We start from the raw sequence: 16,335 nt of genomic DNA on the forward strand, positions 1-16,335 counted from the left end.
CGCGCACCACAATGCCAATCCGAAGCCATTTATTTGGACAGCAACTGCGCGCGATATCCTGCAAAAGGTAATTCGCGCCAACAGCCGCTTAAGCGGCAAACAGAATGCAACACTACACTAGTTAAAGCTCTGACCCCGGGGTGCAGTCGGAGCGCTGAGCGCGGGCGGGGAACGTTGGATGACGGAAAGGCCGGCGCAGGCGATTTGCATTAAGATGCTGCCATTCCGTTTACCGGCTTCGTCGGGCCGTTGCTGCACCATGAAACTTTACGAAGCGCTTGCGCGCGATATTTCCGAATCGATCCTGAGCGGCGCGCTGCAGCCCGGCGACCGCCTGCCGTCCGTGCGCAAGACCAGCGCCAGCCGCGGCGTCAGCCCGGCCACCGTGTTCGAGGCCTATTACACCCTCGAAGCCCAGGGCCTGGTGCAGGCGCGCGAGCGCTCCGGCTATTTTGTCAGCGTCAGCGCCGGGCGCCTGCCGCCGGAGCCCGATACCGCTTCGCGCCCCGCCGAAGACGCGCTGCCACTGGCCATGAGCGAGCGCGTGTTCGACCTGCTCGAAACAACCATGCGGCGCGATGTGGTGCCGTTCGGCTCGGCCTTTCCGAGCCCGCTGCTGTTCCCGCTGGCGCGCCTGGCACGCTTGATGTGTACCAGCGTGCAGCAACTCGATCCCTGGGCCAGCGTCGACGATCTCACCCCCGGCAACGCGCGCTTGCGGCGCCAGCTGTCGCTGCGCTACCTGATCGACGGCATGACGGTCCACGCCGACGAGATCGTCGTCACCAACGGCGCGCTCGAAGCGCTCAACCTGTGCCTGATGGCGGTGGCGCGGCCCGGCGACGCGGTGCTGATCGAGTCGCCCGCCTTCTACGGTTCGCTGCAGGCGATCGAGCGCCAGGGCCTGGAGGCGATCGCGGTGCCGACCCACCCGCGCGACGGCATGGACCTGGCCGCAGCCGAACGCGCGCTCGAACGGCATCGCCCCAAAGCCTGCTGGCTGATGACGAACTTCCAGAATCCGCTGGGCAGCCTGATGCCCGACGAGAAAAAACGCGACCTGGTGCGCCTGCTGGCGCGCTACCAGGTGCCGCTGATCGAGGACGATGTCTTCGGCGAGCTGTATTTCGGCGCCAAGCGCCCGCTGCCGGCCAAGGCCTTCGATAGCGAGGGCCTGGTGATGCACTGTTCGTCGTTTTCGAAATGCCTGGCGCCCGGCTACCGGGTCGGCTGGGTGGCGGCCGGCCGCTTTACGCGCCAGGTGGCGCGCCAGAAGCTGGCCAGCACCTTGACCACCTGCGCGCCGGCCCAGGGCGCGCTGGCGCTGTACCTGGAAAAAGGCGGCTACGACCGCCATCTGCGCCTGCTGCGCCACACCCTGGCGGCGCAGCAGGCGCTGTTCATGGACGCCGTGCGGCGCCACTTCCCGGAGGGCACGCGCGTCACGCGCCCCAAGGGCGGCTATCTGTTATGGCTGGAGTTGCCCGGCGCGGCCGATGCGCTGGCGGTGCATGCCGCCGCGCTGGCCGAGGGCATCAGCGTGGCGCCGGGACCGATCTTTTCGCCCCAGCCGGGGTTCGAGAACTGCCTGCGCCTGAACTACGGCCACCTGTGGGACGCGCGCGCCGAGGCGGCGCTGACCACGCTCGGGCGCATCGTCCACGCGCACGTGACGACTTAATCGCGGCCATCCTTGGTCTGCTGCAGGGTAAAGCCGATCAGGCGCGACACCACCGCCGCCAGGTACATCAGGCCGACGAACATTTCGACGCTGGCCAGCGCGCGCGCCTGCGCCGTCAGCGGAATCACGTCGCCGATGCCGGTGCTCGAGAGCAGCGCGAAGCTGAGGTAATTGAGTTCGGTCCAGGTGCGCGCGTCGGCGGCGTTGATGGCCGCCGCGTAAGTCCCCGGGTGCAGGGCCTGCACCAGCACGAACAGGTGCGTGAAGCCCCAGGCGATCAGGGTGAAGGTGGCGCCGGCGGCGAACAGTTCGTCGGTGGTGGCGCGGTGGTCTTCCATCATGTAGGCGATCAGGCTGGCCGCCGCGTAAAAGTAGAACAGCGCTTCGAGCGCGGACGACCAGGGCAGCAGCGTCTCGCGACCGAAGATCATTTGCAGCACCAGCAGCACGATGACCGGCAGGGCGATGCCGGCGCTGACCCACTCGTGCCCGGGCGTACGGCGCACCATGTGGGTGGTAAATCCGAGCACGATGATGCCGAAGGCGTTGAACACCACCAGCCCGCTCGGGGTCGATTCGATGAGGGGATACAGCAGCATCCCGAGCAGCTGCACCAGCAGCAGGATGGCGGACGGGTGGCGGTGGGTGCTGCGCATCAGCTTAAGAGCGTTCATGGTCGACCAGGTTCATACGGACAAGCTACGCATTGTAGACCAGCCAATACGGGCGCTGGCGGGCCCGCGCCAGAAAAACCGCGCCGCGCCAGGCGCAGCGGGCCACGGTCAGGAGGCCAGCGCCATGTCTTCCCGACCGGCCTGGCCCATGCCCGGCGCCGGCTTGAGCAGCAACAACTGTCCTTCCAGCACGCGAAACACCAGCGGCGCATCGAGTTGCGTCACCTCGCCATCGATCGCGACCTTCATGCGGCGCCGCCCGACCAGGCCGCGCTGCCTGACGGTCATGCGGGTCAGGCCGAAGGCGTGCAGGTTGGGGGCCTCGCTCAGACGCCCGAGCGCGCCGCGCGCCAGCAAGGCCAGCATGCCGAACTTGCCCACTGGCTGGGGCGCCAGCGCGGCCAGCTTGCCATCGTCGATGCGCTCGGCCAGCGGGGCGAAGCCGACTTGCTCCATCTGCAAACGGTTGTTGCCGACGAACAGGGTGGGCGTGCGCAGGGTGCGCGTCTTGCCATCGAGCTCGACGTTGATGTGCAGGTGCCGGTACGATCCGAGCACCGTTTTCAGGGCCGACAGCATGGCTACCAGCCGGCTGCGTCCGTATTGCTTCTTGTCGATCTCGCGCTCTTCGAGCAAGGTGGGGTACAGGCCGATGCTGGCGTTGACCAGGAATACGCGCTCGTTGACCAGCCCCACCTGCACCGGCTCCACCCGTGCCGTCAGCAGCGCCCGCACGGCCTCGCCCAGGTCTTCCGGAATGCTGTGGGTGCGGCCGAAATAATTGAAAGTGCCTTGCGGTAGCACGCCGAACTGGCAGCCGCTCTCGACCGCCTGGCGCGCCACCGTGTTGATGGTGCCGTCGCCGCCGGCGGCAACGAGCACGCCTGCGCTCTGGCACGCGCGCGCGGCCATGTGCCGCGCAATGTCGCCCAGCTCGCCCGCCTGGTCCACCACGGCCAGTTCGAATGGCCGCCCGGCAGCGGTGAGCAGGTCTTCGATGGTGGTGCGCTGGAGTTCGGTTTCGGCGTGGCCGGAACCGGCGTTGAGAATGATAAATAGCGGCGCGGGCATGGGGGCTGACCTGGAGTTCAATGATGCGAAACTTTATCACCCGCGCGGAAAATTGCGTTTTCAATACGATTGCGCGGGTGTCCCGAGCGGGTTCGTCAGCGACGCAAGCCCCGCCCGATGCGCCCTACCAGCCGGTCCTGTATCGTCAAGCCGGCGTCAGCCCTCGATCCGCTCCGCAACGGGCGAAGCCTGGCTTGCGCGCGGCACCGGCTTGATGCTGGCCAGCACGCCGATCAGCTCGGCGGTGTTGGTCGGCTTGACGAAATAATGGTCGAAGCCGGCCTGTACCGCGCTGGCCTTGTCGTACTTGTTGCCGTAGCCGGTCACGGCGATCAAGGTGGCCGCGCGCGCGTGTACGGTGGCCCTGAGCCGGCGCGCCAGTTCGTTGCCATCCATGCCGGGCAGGCCGATATCGAGCAGGCAGGCGTCGGGCGCAAAGTTGCCCACGCTTTCCAGCGCGCGCAGCGGATCGTGCTCGACCATGACCACGTGGCCGGCCGATTCGAGCACCATGGCCATGGCGTTGGCGGCGTCCTTGTTGTCGTCGACCAGCATCAGGCGCAAGCCCTCGCCCGCATGGCTGCCGGGTCCGCGACAGGCCGCGCCGGCGCTGCCGGCCAGCGCGTGCTTTTGCAGGTACACCGAAAAGGTCGCCCCCTCCCCCGGCCCCGGACTGGCCGCCGTCACGTGCCCGCCATGCAGCAGCACCAGGCTGCGCACCAGCGCCAGCCCCAGGCCGAGCCCGCCCTGCGAGCGGTCGGACGAGCGCTTTTCTTGCGTGAACAAGTCAAAAATATGCGGCATCAGCAGCGCCTCGACACCGATGCCGTTGTCACGCACGTGCAACTCGACCGTGTCGCCATGATGGCTGACCTCGAGCGCGATGCGCCCGCCGGCAGGCGTGTACTTGGCCGCGTTGTGCAGCAGGTTGGTCAGCACCTGTACCAGTCGCTTGCGGTCGCCCATCACCGCCACCACGCCCTCGGCCGGCACGTCCAGGCGCAACTCGTGGCCGCGCTCGCTGATGAGCGGCTCGGTCTGCTCTACCGATTCCTGCACCACCTGGTGCAGGTCGATCACCTCCTTGTCGAGCACCACCAGTCCGGTGTTGACCCGCGACACATCAAGCAGGTCGTTGATCAGGCTGGTCATATGATTGACCTGGCGTTCGATGATGACACTCGACATCTTCACCCGGGAAATATTGTCCGGCGCCATGCCCAGCAAATGCGCTGCGGAACGAATCGGCGCCAGCGGGTTGCGCAGTTCGTGCGACAGCATCGCCAAAAATTCATCTTTGTGGCGCCCCGCCTCACGCAAGGATTCCTCCGCACGCTTGCGGGCACTGACATCGATCGACACGCCGCGTATGCGCCTGGCATTGCCGGCCTCGTCCGAGACCACGGTGCCGTACACCTGCAACCAGACAAGCTGGCCATTGTCCGGCCGGCGCAGACGCACCACATCGCCATAGCTTCCATGACATTGGAGTGCCTCGCTGCGCGCAAGTTCCATCCGTGTCAGGTCGTCGGGGTCGAAACAGTGCCATACCTGGCGCATATTGGTCCAGCTGGCGCCGAACAGTTCGGGCGCATTGTCCGAAAACACCACATCGTTGCTGTCCAGGTCCCAGTCCCACACCACCATGCGCGCCACTGTCAGCCCTTCCTTCAGGCGCAGCTCGCTGCGCTGCAAGGCCTGGCGCGCCATGCAGCGGTCGGTCACGTCGAAACCCTGCACGAAAATGCCGCTGACAGCGCCGTTTTCCAGGATCGGCTGGTACACGAAGTCGATGTAGGCGTGGGTCGGCGCGCTGTCGGGCGCCTGGCGCAGTTCGATGCGCAGGTCGCCCGCCTTGTACGGCATGCCGCTGGCATACACGCCATCGAGCAGCTCGACAAATCCCTGCTCCACCATCTCCGGCAGCGCTTCGCGCACGCTGTTGCCGGTCAGCGCACGCTGGCCTACCAGGCGCAGGTAGGCCGAATTGACGAATTCAAACACATGCTCCGGCCCGCGCAGGATGCAGATAAAGCCGTGGGCCTGCTCGAACAGCAGGCGCAGGCGCATGGATTCGGCTTCGCGCTGTTCGCGCAGGGCTTGTTCGGCGCGCAGGCGCTGCGAGGTCTGGATCGCTTCATGCCGCTGCGCGTGCTCGCGCTGCGCGATCTGTTCGGTCAGGGCCAGGTTCATGCGCTCGAGCGCGGCTTTGGCCTTGTGCTGGGCGGTCACGTCGTTGCACACCACCAACACGCCGTGGACGCCGTCATGGTCCTCGATCGGGCTGTAGCCGTAGGTCCACCAGACATCCTCGCGCCTGCCGTGGCGCGTGACCGGCACCAGCTGGTCTTCGTTCCAGGTGCTGCCGCCGCCGTTCATGACCAGTGCGATCTGGGGGCCGATGATGGGCCAGATTTCTTCCCAGCACTCTCGCCCGCAGCCGCCCAAGGCGCCCGGATGACGTTCCGGCCCCATGGTCTGGCGATAGGCGTCGTTGTAGAACTGCACCAGGTCCTTGCCCCACCACAGGAACATCGGGTGGCTGGACGTGAGGATCAGCCGGATCGTGCTCTTGAGCAACGTCGGCCATTGTTCGGGTGGCCCGAGCGGCGTCGCGCTCCAGTCCTTGGCGCGCATCAGGGCGCCGAGTTCACCGCCGTTGGAGAGGAAGTCAAATGTCAAACGCATCCAGTACCCGCTTGGTTGTCGCCGATAACGACGGGTGGCATGCGCTCCGCCTGGCGCATGCCATCGTAACATTATTGTGAAAGCATGCACCGTCCGTTTTGTCCGGTCAAGGCAAGCCGGCAACACCGGGACGGTATATCAGCGATTTTAACTTGCAGTATCCACAACGTGGCGCACCGTTGACACCGCATCAGGTCCAGCCGGCGTCGACCACGAATTCCTGGGCCGTGATCATGCGGCTGTCATGCGCGCCCAAAAACAGCGCCATGCTGGCCACGTCGGCGCCGACGATGCGCCCTGGCAAGCATTGCTTGTCATCCATGGCGCGCTCGCCGGCCGGGTCCACCCATTTGTCGAGCTGGCGCGGGGTCATCACCCAGCCCGGCGTGAGCGTGTTGACGCGGATGCCGCGCTTGCCGTACTCGCGCGCCAGGCTGCGCGTGAGGCCGTTCACGGCCGACTTGGCCGTGGCGTACACCGGGTAGCCGGCCACCTTGTTCTTCCAGCCGGTCGAGCCGAGGTTGATGATGGCGCCGCCGCCGCGCCGCTGCATGCCTTCGATCACCGCCTGGGCCGCGAAGAATGCGACCTTCAGGTTGATCGCCATCTTGGCGTCGAAATACTCCGGCGTGACGTGCAAAAAGTCGTGGCGCTCGTCGTTGGCGGTGTTATTGACCAGCACATCGAAGTCGCCCAGCTGCTCGCCGGCCGCCTTGACGCTGGCGCGCAGCGCATCGATGTCGGACAGGTCGCAGCCGATGAAGTACGGCGTGTGCGCAACGGCGCCGGCCAGGCCGTCGACCAGTTCGGTGGACGAGGCGATGTCGCGGTCGGCAAAGGCCACGCGCGCGCCCTGGCGCGCAAAAGCGGCCACGATATCGGCCCCGATGCCGGAGCCGCCGCCGGTGACGAAAACGGCTTTGCCGGCCAGGCTGGGATAGTTCGCAAATTCCATGAGGGTTCCTGCTTTCATACGTGTTGATCTTGAGGTTGACGGTCTGACTAATCTGCCTGCGTGGCGCGCCAGGCGTCGACAAACGCTTGCGCGCGCGAGCTGAGGATCTCGGGCGTGGTACCGGCCGAATACAAGGCCCCGCCGATGCCGAACCCGGTGGCCCCGGCCGCGACCCAATCGGCCATCGTGTCCGGCGTGACGCCGCCGACCGGCCACAGGGGCGTACCCGGCGGCAGCACGGTCTTGAAGGCTTTCAGGCCGGCGTGGCCGACCATCTCGGCCGGAAAGATCTTGAGCGCGTGGGCGCCGGCGCCGAGCGCATCGAACGCTTCGCTCGGCGTGGCCACGCCGGGCGCGCACAGCATGCCGAGGGCGGCGGCGCGCGCGATCACTTGCGCGTTGCAGTTCGGCGCGACCAGCATGCGCCCGCCGGCCGCGTGTACCGCCTCCACGTCCGCCACGCTGAGCATGGTGCCGCCACCGACGATGGCGCCGGCCGGCGCCATGCGCGCCAGCAGCGCGATCGATGCGAGCGCGCCGGGGCGGTTGAGCGGCACTTCGAGCAGGCGAAAGCCGGCCCCGAACAAGGCCGCGCCGGCCGCTTCGGCTTCGTTTTCTTGCAGGCCGCGCAAGATGGCGACCAGGGGTGGGTTGAATTGAGTGGTATCCATGATAGTCGTGTCCATCACTAAACGCTTTCGAAAAAATAGGCCAGCGCGGCCAGGTAAACGTCGTCGGGGTCGTGTACGCGCGCCGGCATGCCGAAGTGCGCGGCCGCGCGCTCGTAGTGCGCGGCGAGCAGCGGCGAGCCGATGATATCGATGGCGCCGTCGGCGTGGCCCTGCGCGGCCACGAATTCGGCGCCGATCAGCAGGCCGCTCACAAAGGAACGCGCCTGCGCCGCCGCCATCGTTTTCGACACCACGCGCGCACGCGCGCCGAACAGCGCGTTCGACAGCGCTCGCGCGCGCCGCGCTTCCTGCAGGCCGGCGGCGAAGGCGCTGTCGTCGTCAAGCGCGCCGGCCATCAGCGCGGCCAGGGTGCCGCCGGCGGCCAGCATCGAGAACAGTTCGCCGGTCATATAGGTCACCAGCTGGTCGACCTTGCCGGCGCGCAAGTAGACCCACTTGCTGTGGGTGCCGGGCAGCACTACCCAGCCATCGAGCAGGCCGCGCCCGACCGCGCCGAGCAGTTGCGTCTCTTCGCCGCGCATCACGTCCACCGCGCCGTCGCGGGTGCAGTAGCCGGGCACGATGAAGCAGCCGGGGTGGCCTGCCACGCCAGCCAGGTGGGCCGGCAAGCCGGTCAGCGGGACGTTGGTGTCGAGATAGGGCACTTCCTGCCAGCCGCTGGCCGAGCCGACCATGCCCGACATCACGACCGCCACGCCGGGCGCCACGCCCATCCGTTCGCGCAGGCTGGCCAGCGCGCCGGCGAAGTCGCCGCCGACAGCCAGCATGCCCTGGTCATCGGCATGGCGGGCAAGGCATTTGCCGTCGCGCCGGACCAGGTAGGCCCTGCGGTTGCTGCTTCCCCAGTCGATTCCAAGTAATTGCGTGTGCATGCTTCCCCTTATGATAGGTACGACGAGCGGGGCTGCGGGCGCCATTCGGCGCCGGCAGCCCCCCGCTTGCGGAATGTCCGCGCCGGTGCGGGCGATGGTGCGCCTGGTCAGCGTATCGACAGCAAAACGCCGCCAAAGTTTCACCGGCGTGCGCTCCAGCGAACGACAACGCGCCGCCGGCGCATGAGGACGATGCTACCGGGTCCGGGGAGTTCATTCCAATTGCTTATTCAGAAATTGGCATGCCGGAATCATATAGATGAGCTCGCTTTCGGATAGCGCAGCGCCGCCACTTCGCGCATCGTGGCCAGCATGCTCTCGGCCCCCGGCGAGAGCTGGTGGTGACGGCGCGTGATGATGCCGTACATGTCCATGCGGATGCCCAGGTCGAACGGCAGCACGGTCAGCAGGCCCGTTTGCAGGTAAGGCTGCACCAGTTCCAGCGGCAGCGCCACCACCATGTCGCTGCCGGTGAGCAGGTGCGCGATGACCGGCAGGGCCAGCGTTTCGACCGTTTCGGCCGGCGGCTCGAGGCCGCGCGCGAGGAACAAGGCGGTCAGGCGGTCGCGCAAAATGCTGCCGTTGGGCGGCAAGATCCAGCCCTGGCGCGCCAGTTCGTCCAGCGTCAGGCCGGTGCGCCCGGCCAAGGGATGGCCGGCGCGCGCGATCAGGCTGTGCGGTTCGTCGGTGACCGGCTCGAAGTGCAGTTCGGCGGCGGCCCCGGTGTCGAGAATGCGCCCGACCACCAGATCGAGTTCGCCGGCGCGCAGGCGCTGCACCAGGATCTTGCTGGTATCGACGCTGATCGAGACATGCACGCGCGCGTGGCGCGCCTTGAGCAGGTTGACCGCCTCCGGCACCAGGCGGGTGGACGGCGTGAGCACGGTGCCCACGTCGACCCGGCCGCGCAGGCCGGAGAGCAGTTCCATGACTTCCTGGTGGGCGGCGTCCATTTCGGCCAGGGCGGCGCCGGCGCGGCGGATCAGCACCTGGCCGTACCAGGTCGGCGCCACGCCGCGCGGCAGGCGCTCGAACAACTGCACGCCGAGCGCGTGTTCAAGTTCGCCGAGCAGCTTGGAGGCGGCGGGCTGGGTCAGGTTCGCGGCCTGGGCCGCATGCATGATGGAGCCGTGCCGGCCCAGTTCCACCAGCAGCACCAGATGGCGGGTTTTGAGGTGCGAGCGGACAAATCGGTCGGAGCGTGGATCGGGCATGGGTGGCTGTCGGGGTCGGGGATGTCGATCATATATGTGCAATGGCTAAAACGTCAACATGTATGACCTCCTATCTCAGCGCTGGTCCACGCCGCCGCCCTCCGCACCGCATTTTACGTCCGCCATTCCCCGCGCGTTTTCAACTGGTCCAGCAGCACCGCCGCCAGCAGGATCGCGCCGCGCACCAGGTACTGGTAGAAGGAATCGACATTGAGCAGGTTCATCACGTTTTCCACGGTCCCCATGATCAGCACCCCGATCAGCACCCCGAAAATGCGCGCCTTGCCGCCCTGCAGCGACACGCCCCCCAGCACGCAGGCCGAAATCACATCGAGCTCGAACCCTTGCGCCGCATTCGGCTGGCCGCTGGTGATGCGCGACGCCAGGATCAGGCCCGCCAGCGCGGTGACCAGCCCTTGCAGCAAAAAGATCCAGACGCGCAGCTGCTCGACCTTGACCCCCGCCAGGCGCGCCGCTTCCGGATTGCCGCCGATGGCCAGGGTATTGCGTCCGAAGACCGTATGATTGAGCAGCACCCCGAACACCAGGAAGCAGGCGCCCGCCACCAGCACCGGCAGCGGCAGGCCGAGCACCTGGGCGTCGCCAAAGGCGATGAAGGCGTCGGAATTGATCCCGACCGCCTGCCCTTGCGAGGCGATAAACGCCAGTCCGCGCACCATCAGCATGGTGGCCAGGGTGGCGATCAGCGCATTGACGCGCAGGTAGGCAATGAGCACGCCGTTGCCGGCGCCGATCAAGGCGCCCGCGCCCAGGCCCGCGCCGACGGCCAGGGTGACGCTGCCGCTGCGTTCCAGGACCATCGCCCCGAGCACGCCGGCAAAGGCGACGGTGGAGCCGACCGACAGGTCGAAGTCGCGCGAGGCCAGGCACAGCATCATGGTGCAGGCGACCATGCCGATCTGCGCGACCGACAGCATCAGGCCGACCACGTTGGCGACCGAGAAGAAGTGATCGACCGTGGCCGCCAGCACGGCGAACAGCAGCGCGTAGGCCAGCGGCATGCTGTATTCGATCAGGAGCGCGCGCTGGCGCCTGGCCAGCGCCGGGGCGCCGCCGTGGGTGACTGGGATGGTGCTCATGCGGTTCTCCGGGAGGTGGTATCGGCGTTGTCGCCGTTGTTGTCGTTATCGTTCGTCTGATTGCCGATATCTGGCAGCGTGTCCGGCAGCGCCAGGCGCAGCACCGCTTGTTCGTCGGCGCTGGCGCGCGCCAGTTCGCCCACGATGCGGCCGTCGCGCATCACCGCCACGCGGTCGGCGATGCCCAGCACTTCGGGCAGTTCGCTCGAAATGACGATCACGCAGCAGCCGCGCGCGGCCACCTCGTGGATGATGCGGTAGATATCGTTCTTGGCGCCCACATCGATGCCGCGCGTCGGTTCGTCCAGCACCAGCACCTTCAGGTCCGGTTCGGCCAGCCAGCGCGCCAGGATCACTTTCTGCTGGTTGCCGCCCGAAAGCAGGCGGATTTCCTGCTCGCGGCTGGGGGTCTTGATGCGCAGGCGGGCGATGAATTCGTCGGCCAGCGCCGCCTCGCGCGCATGGCGCAGGAAGATCCCGCCCAGCAGCGCATGGCGGCGGCAGCTGATGTTGATGTTCTCGGCCACCGAGGACTGGGCCAGGATGCCCTGCTCCTTGCGGTCTTCCGGACACAGGACGATGCCGGCGGCAATCGCCGCCGACGGCCCGCCCATCGGCACCGCCACGCCGTCGAGCAGCACAGTGCCGGGCAGGCGCTGGTCGGCGCCGTACATCTGGCGCATCAATTCGCTGCGCCCGGCGCCGACCAGGCCAAAAAAGCCCAGCACTTCGCCGGCGCGCACGGAAAAGTCGCACCCATCGGCCATGCCGCGCACCACCAGGCGCTCGGCGCCCAACTCCCGTGCGCGGTAGTCGTAGATGTCGCTCAGTTCACGCCCGACCATGTCGCTGATCAGGCGCTCGCGCGGCACGTCGGCCATGACCGGGTGGGTGGCGACCTTGCGCCCGTCGCGGAAGATGGTGCAGGCGTCGCACAGCGCGTACAGTTCTTCCAGCCGGTGCGAAATGTAAATCAGGGTGCGCCCTTCGGCGCGCAGCTCGCGCACCAGGCGGAACAGGATCTCCGTTTCGCGGTGCGACAGGCTGCTGGTGGGTTCATCGAAGGCGATGACCTGGGCGTCCTGCATCACGGCCTTGCAGATTTCGACCATCTGGCGCTGCGCGATCGACAGGTCGGCCAGGCGCGCATTCGGGTCGAGCTCGACGCCGATCCTGGCCAGCCGCTCCGCCACCAGCCGGTTGGCGGCGCCCTTGTCGAGAAAGCCCATGCGGGTCGGCATGCGGCCCAGCAGGACATTCTCGGCCACGGTCAGCTCGGGCACATACTGCAGTTCCTGGTGGATGATCGACACCCCGGCGGCGATGGCGTCGCTGGCCGAAGCGAAGCGCACTTCGCGCCCGCCCAGCAGCAGGCGCCCGCCGTCCGGGCGGTACTGCCCGCCCAGGATCTTGAGCAGGGTCGACTTGCCGGCGCCGTTTTCGCCCAGCAGGCCATGCACGGTTCCGGCATGGGCCTCGAAGCTCACGCCCCCGAGCGCGATCACGCCGGGGAAGTGCTTCGAGACCTGGTCAAACTGGAGATAGGCGGACATCGTCGATCACTGCCCCATCTCGGCGCGCACCTTGTCGGCATTGGCGCGCGTCATCAGCATGCCGGCGGTGAGCGTTTCCGCCGCCGGGACCTTGTTGCTGGCGATCCAGTCGTACAGCTTGGCGGCGGTTTCGTAACCGTGGCGTTTCGGGCTGATCATCACGGTGCCGAAGAACCCGGTCGGCTGCGGCTTGGCGAATTCGTTCTGCGCCGTCTTGCTGCCGCCGATGCCGATGCCGATCATGGCGTCGGCGCGCATGCCGCGCCCTTCGGCGGCGCGCACCGCGCCCATCACCGATTCGTCGTTCAAGGCCACCGCGACCCACTTCTTGAAGCGCGGCTGCTTGGTGTAGGCGATGTTGGCGGCGTTGAAAGCCGACTCGGTATCGGTCTTCGCCTGGGTGGCGTCGATCACGTTGGCCGCCGGTACGCCGGCCGCTTTCAGCGTGTCGACCGCGCCCATGGTGCGCTCCTTGGCCGTCGGCAGCTGGTCGTAGGCCACCCGCAGGACCCCGACTTCGGCCGGATTCCAGCCGCGCGCCTTGATTTCGGCAACCAGCCCGGCGCCCACCTGCTTGCCGATTTCGTAGCCCGAAATACCCATGTGCGGCACCGACGCCAGCGGCTTGCCGGCGCCGTCCAGCAGGCGGTCGTCGACCGAGATGACTTTCATCTTGTTGCGCGAGGCGGCGCGTTCGACCGCCTTGCCCAGCTTGACGTCGGGCGCGCAGATGACGAAGCCCTGGGCTTTCTGGGCGGCCAGGTTGTCGATCGCGGCGATCATTTTTTCGCCGTTCGGAATGCCGATCTTGATCAGGGTGAAGCCCTTGTCCTTGGCGGCCTGCTCGGCGAAACGCCATTCATCCTGGAACCACGGTTCCTCGGCCTGCTTGACCAGGAAGCCGATCTTGACCGGATCGGCCGCGTGGGCGGCGCCGACAGCGCAGGTCACCAGGGCGGCGGCGGCGAGTTTTGCAAAGGTGCGTAATTTCATGGTGGTCTCCTGTTGTTATTGGTTGCTTATGAATGTATTTATTGCGGTCGAAGATCGTCGAACGGACTGTCTGCCTGACCCGCGACGCCGGGAACAGGGACGGTAAACAAGCCGCCCGCGCCAACGGCGGCGAGCTGCGTCAGGCCGGCGCCGCCAAAGGCGATACTGGTGCAATCGTGCGCAATGCGCTGCACTACCTTGCCATCCGGTGCGTAGCGCAGCAGCTGGCCGGCCTGGGCGCTCCACAGGCAGCCATCCAGGTCGAGCGCCGCGCCGCGCGGGCCGCGTCCGGCCTCGAGCTGCGCGAACACCTCGGGCGCGCCCACGCCGCCCGCTTCGGCATCGTAATCGCAGGCCATGATCCGGCTGGCGCGGGCGTCGGCGAAGAACATGCGCCGGCCGTCGGCGCTAAAGCAGATGGCGCCCGGGATGGTGCGACAGGCGCGATGGCTGCGCCAAGGCCTTCAGCGAGCACCACGACGATGACGCGGGCATGGCTACCACTCGGCGACGCTGCCGTCCTCGTGGCGCCACAAGGGATTACGCCAGTCGGGCGCGTTCTTGCTCGCTTCGATCACGCGTTCTTCGTCGACTTCCACGCCCAGGCCCGGGCGGGTCAACGCGGCGATGTAACCGCCGTCCATGCAGAAGTCTTCCTTGTTGATGACGTAGTCGAGCAGTTCGGCGCCCTCGTTGTAGTGGATGCCCATGCTCTGCTCCTGCAGCACGGCGTTGTGCGATACGAAATCGAGCTGCAGGCAGGCCGCCAGCGCCACCGGGCCGAGCGGGCAATGCGGCGCCACGGCGACATCGTAGGCTTCGGCCATGGCTGCGATCTTGACGCATTCGGTAATGCCGCCGGCGTGCGACAGGTCGGGCTGCAGGATCGCCAGGCCGCCCTGTTCGAGCACGCGCTTGAATTCGAAGCGCGAGTACATGCGCTCGCCGGCCGCCAGCGGGATCGAGGTCGCTTCGGCCAGGCGCGGGTAATACTCGGCCTGCTCGGCCAGCACCGGCTCTTCGACGAACAGGGGGCGGTAGGGTTCGAGCGCGCGCAGCAGCACCTTGGCCATCGGGGCGGCCACGCGGCCGTGGAAGTCGATCCCGAATTCGATGTCGTTGCCGAACGCTTCGCGGATCTCGGCGATGCGCCCGACCGCCTGGTCGACCGCGCGCGCGCTGTCCAACATCCGCAGTTCTTCGGTGCCGTTCATCTTGAAGGTGTCGATGCCGACTTCGCGCAGCTTGCGGATGCCGGCGATGACGTCAAGCGGACGGTCGCCGCCGACCCAGCTGTACATTTTCATCTTGTCGCGCACCCGGCCGCCCAGCAGGTCGTAGACCGGCACGCCGAGCGCCTTGCCCTTGATGTCCCACAGGGCCTGGTCGATGCCGGCGATGGCGCTCATCAAGATCGCGCCGCCCCGGTAAAAGCCGCCGCGGTACATGGCTTGCCACAGGTCGTTGATGCGGCCCGGATCCTGGCCGATCAACAATGGCGTCATCTCGTGAACGGCCGCTTCGACCGTGCGCGCGCGCCCTTCGATCACGGGTTCGCCCCAGCCGACGATGCCTTCGTCTGTCTCGATCTTGAGCAGCATCCAGCGCGGCGGAACCCGGTACGTCGTCAGTTTGATGATTTTCATTGCTTAGCCATTAGTCAAGGATGACAAGGAGTCTAAGCTTGCGAAGCACCCCCGAAATATGAATATTCGCGAAAAAGCTATACGCAAATCGCATAGCTATGCATCAGCTGTCCGCCTGCCTATGATGGGCCATCCGATCGACGGCGTGGACCACCGTTTCAAGAGGAGTTCATGGGCATGAAGTTACGTCATTCATTACTTCGTTCATTACTTCATTCATCGCTTGCCTGCACTGCGGCCATCGCCGGGCTGGCCATGCCCGGCGCGGCGCACGCCATTCCCATCGCCAGCAGCGGCACCGAAGGCCTGGCCGTGCTGGCGACAGGCCCGGGCCCCGTGGTGGCGACCTACCTGGGCAGCTCGGCCGAGTATGTGGACGATGTGTACCTGTTCACCGATGACGGGGTCGACAACAACGACGTGTTCATGTTTAACAATCGCAGCACGCCGGTGGGCAAGACGCTCGACCTGGGCCGGTTTGCGGCCGGCAGCGAACTGGTGTTTCGGCTGCATGTCCACAATACGGGGCGCGATTTTTTCTCGGGCAAGGCCAGCCGCAATGGCGACCGCCGTTCCCATGCGCGCGCGCAGGCGAACTGGACGCCGGATGTCACGCTGGTCAGCTTCGAGGACTTGCGCGGCGGGCCGTACGAATTCAACGACTTGAGTTTTTCCCTGAGCCAGGCGGAGGTCACGGTGCCGCCCGCAGGGGCGCCCGAGCCTGCCTCGCTGGCACTGGTCGGCCTGGGCCTCATCGGCATGCTGGGCCTGCGGCGGCGCGCCTTGCCGCCGTGGCATTTTTTGACAGCAGGCTATCGCAACGGCGGATTTGATTGGTATTTTTATGTCCGTATCCGAATACGGCAGTGCCCCCCTTGCATCCCCGTCAAAAGTTCCCACTGGAAATACCACGATACTTTTACCAGGCCTGCGTACGCACTCCGTACACACGGAGCTGGGCAGGAAGTCGATCAACGAACCGGAAGGAAGACAGCATGAAATCAATGCAATCGGAAAATACGGAAAATACGGACGGCATGAGCAGCGGCGCGATGCATGGCGCCGGCGGCAGCGCTAGTGTAGTGTTGCATTCTCAGTGCTTCGTATTGAAATATCGCGGATGAGGCGCTATTCTTGTGCATCAACCAGGAGAAAGCTAATGCGAATTGCGACGGAGATTGTGCTTACCCAGGACG

15 protein-coding genes and 1 pseudogene are annotated in these 16,335 nt (G+C 66.5%); 4 read left to right on the forward strand and 12 right to left on the reverse strand.

Annotated elements, in window-relative coordinates; all coding sequences use genetic code 11:
* Together F1735_RS36920 and F1735_RS29605 are read left to right on the forward strand one after the other, a co-directional pair.
* Positions 1-121, forward strand: a pseudogene (locus F1735_RS36920) (IS630 family transposase); the annotation flags it as partial.
* 138 nt (positions 122-259) lie between these two features.
* A complete protein-coding gene (locus F1735_RS29605; protein WP_167240259.1) occupies positions 260-1,681 on the forward strand; it encodes an aminotransferase-like domain-containing protein in 1,422 nt (473 codons plus the stop codon).
* Here the strand turns inward: F1735_RS29605 and F1735_RS29610 are convergent.
* The 12 genes from F1735_RS29610 to dgoD all read right to left on the reverse strand — a co-directional run bounded on the left by F1735_RS29610 (position 1,678) and on the right by dgoD (position 15,139).
* Positions 1,678-2,355, reverse strand: coding sequence for a two pore domain potassium channel family protein (locus F1735_RS29610; protein ID WP_167240260.1), 678 nt, complete (start codon positions 2,353-2,355; stop codon positions 1,678-1,680). The two genes, F1735_RS29605 and F1735_RS29610, sit on opposite strands and share 4 nt — an antisense overlap.
* A 108-nt stretch (positions 2,356-2,463) precedes the next feature.
* Complete coding sequence (locus F1735_RS29615; RefSeq protein WP_167240261.1) at positions 2,464-3,426, reverse strand: diacylglycerol/lipid kinase family protein; 963 nt, start codon at positions 3,424-3,426, stop codon at positions 2,464-2,466.
* Between the two features lie 156 nt (positions 3,427-3,582).
* Positions 3,583-6,114, reverse strand: a complete 2,532-nt coding sequence (locus F1735_RS29620) for a hybrid sensor histidine kinase/response regulator (RefSeq protein ID WP_167240262.1) — start codon at positions 6,112-6,114, stop codon at positions 3,583-3,585.
* Positions 6,115-6,304: 190 nt separating this feature from the next.
* A complete protein-coding gene (locus tag F1735_RS29625; RefSeq protein ID WP_229506027.1) occupies positions 6,305-7,069 on the reverse strand; it encodes an SDR family NAD(P)-dependent oxidoreductase in 765 nt (254 codons plus the stop codon).
* A 47-nt stretch (positions 7,070-7,116) separates the two neighbouring features.
* Positions 7,117-7,740 carry a 2-dehydro-3-deoxy-6-phosphogalactonate aldolase gene (locus tag F1735_RS29630; RefSeq protein WP_167240264.1) on the reverse strand — a complete coding sequence of 208 codons (624 nt, stop codon included), beginning with the start codon at positions 7,738-7,740 and terminating at the stop codon, positions 7,117-7,119.
* A gap of 17 nt (positions 7,741-7,757) precedes the next feature.
* Positions 7,758-8,633, reverse strand: a complete 876-nt coding sequence (locus F1735_RS29635) for a 2-dehydro-3-deoxygalactonokinase (RefSeq protein WP_167240265.1) — start codon at positions 8,631-8,633, stop codon at positions 7,758-7,760.
* Positions 8,634-8,884: 251 nt separating this feature from the next.
* Positions 8,885-9,847 (reverse strand): LysR substrate-binding domain-containing protein, encoded by a 963-nt coding sequence (locus F1735_RS29640; RefSeq protein WP_167240266.1) that lies wholly within the window; start codon positions 9,845-9,847, stop codon positions 8,885-8,887.
* Between the two features lie 113 nt (positions 9,848-9,960).
* On the reverse strand, positions 9,961-10,947 hold the full coding sequence (gene araH / locus F1735_RS29645) for an L-arabinose ABC transporter permease AraH (RefSeq protein WP_167240267.1): 987 nt from the start codon (positions 10,945-10,947) through the stop codon (positions 9,961-9,963).
* A complete protein-coding gene (gene araG, locus F1735_RS29650; protein ID WP_167240268.1) occupies positions 10,944-12,500 on the reverse strand; it encodes an L-arabinose ABC transporter ATP-binding protein AraG in 1,557 nt (518 codons plus the stop codon). Before araG ends, araH begins: the two co-directional genes overlap by 4 nt.
* Positions 12,501-12,506: 6 nt before the next feature.
* Positions 12,507-13,493, reverse strand: coding sequence for a substrate-binding domain-containing protein (locus tag F1735_RS29655; RefSeq protein ID WP_167240269.1), 987 nt, complete (start codon positions 13,491-13,493; stop codon positions 12,507-12,509).
* 38 nt (positions 13,494-13,531) lie between these two features.
* The gene (locus F1735_RS29660) at positions 13,532-13,924 is read right to left on the reverse strand and encodes an SMP-30/gluconolactonase/LRE family protein (RefSeq protein WP_373888601.1); all 393 of its coding nucleotides are present in this window, start codon (positions 13,922-13,924) and stop codon (positions 13,532-13,534) included.
* A gap of 66 nt (positions 13,925-13,990) precedes the next feature.
* Positions 13,991-15,139: a galactonate dehydratase gene (gene dgoD / locus F1735_RS29665; protein WP_167240270.1), complete on the reverse strand. Its 1,149-nt coding sequence runs from the start codon at positions 15,137-15,139 to the stop codon at positions 13,991-13,993.
* 177 nt (positions 15,140-15,316) lie between these two features.
* On the opposite strand from dgoD, the gene F1735_RS29670 reads away from it, so the two are divergent.
* Positions 15,317-16,138, forward strand: a complete 822-nt coding sequence (locus F1735_RS29670; protein ID WP_167240271.1) for a PEP-CTERM sorting domain-containing protein — start codon at positions 15,317-15,319, stop codon at positions 16,136-16,138.
* A complete protein-coding gene (locus F1735_RS37580) occupies positions 16,135-16,263 on the forward strand; it encodes a hypothetical protein (RefSeq protein ID WP_267876709.1) in 129 nt (42 codons plus the stop codon). Before F1735_RS29670 ends, F1735_RS37580 begins: the two co-directional genes overlap by 4 nt.
* The last annotated feature ends 72 nt before the right edge of the window (positions 16,264-16,335 follow it).

The organism is Massilia genomosp. 1 (assembly GCF_011682185.1).
Taxonomy (GTDB): Bacteria; Pseudomonadota; Gammaproteobacteria; order Burkholderiales; family Burkholderiaceae_D; genus Telluria_A; species Telluria_A rubra.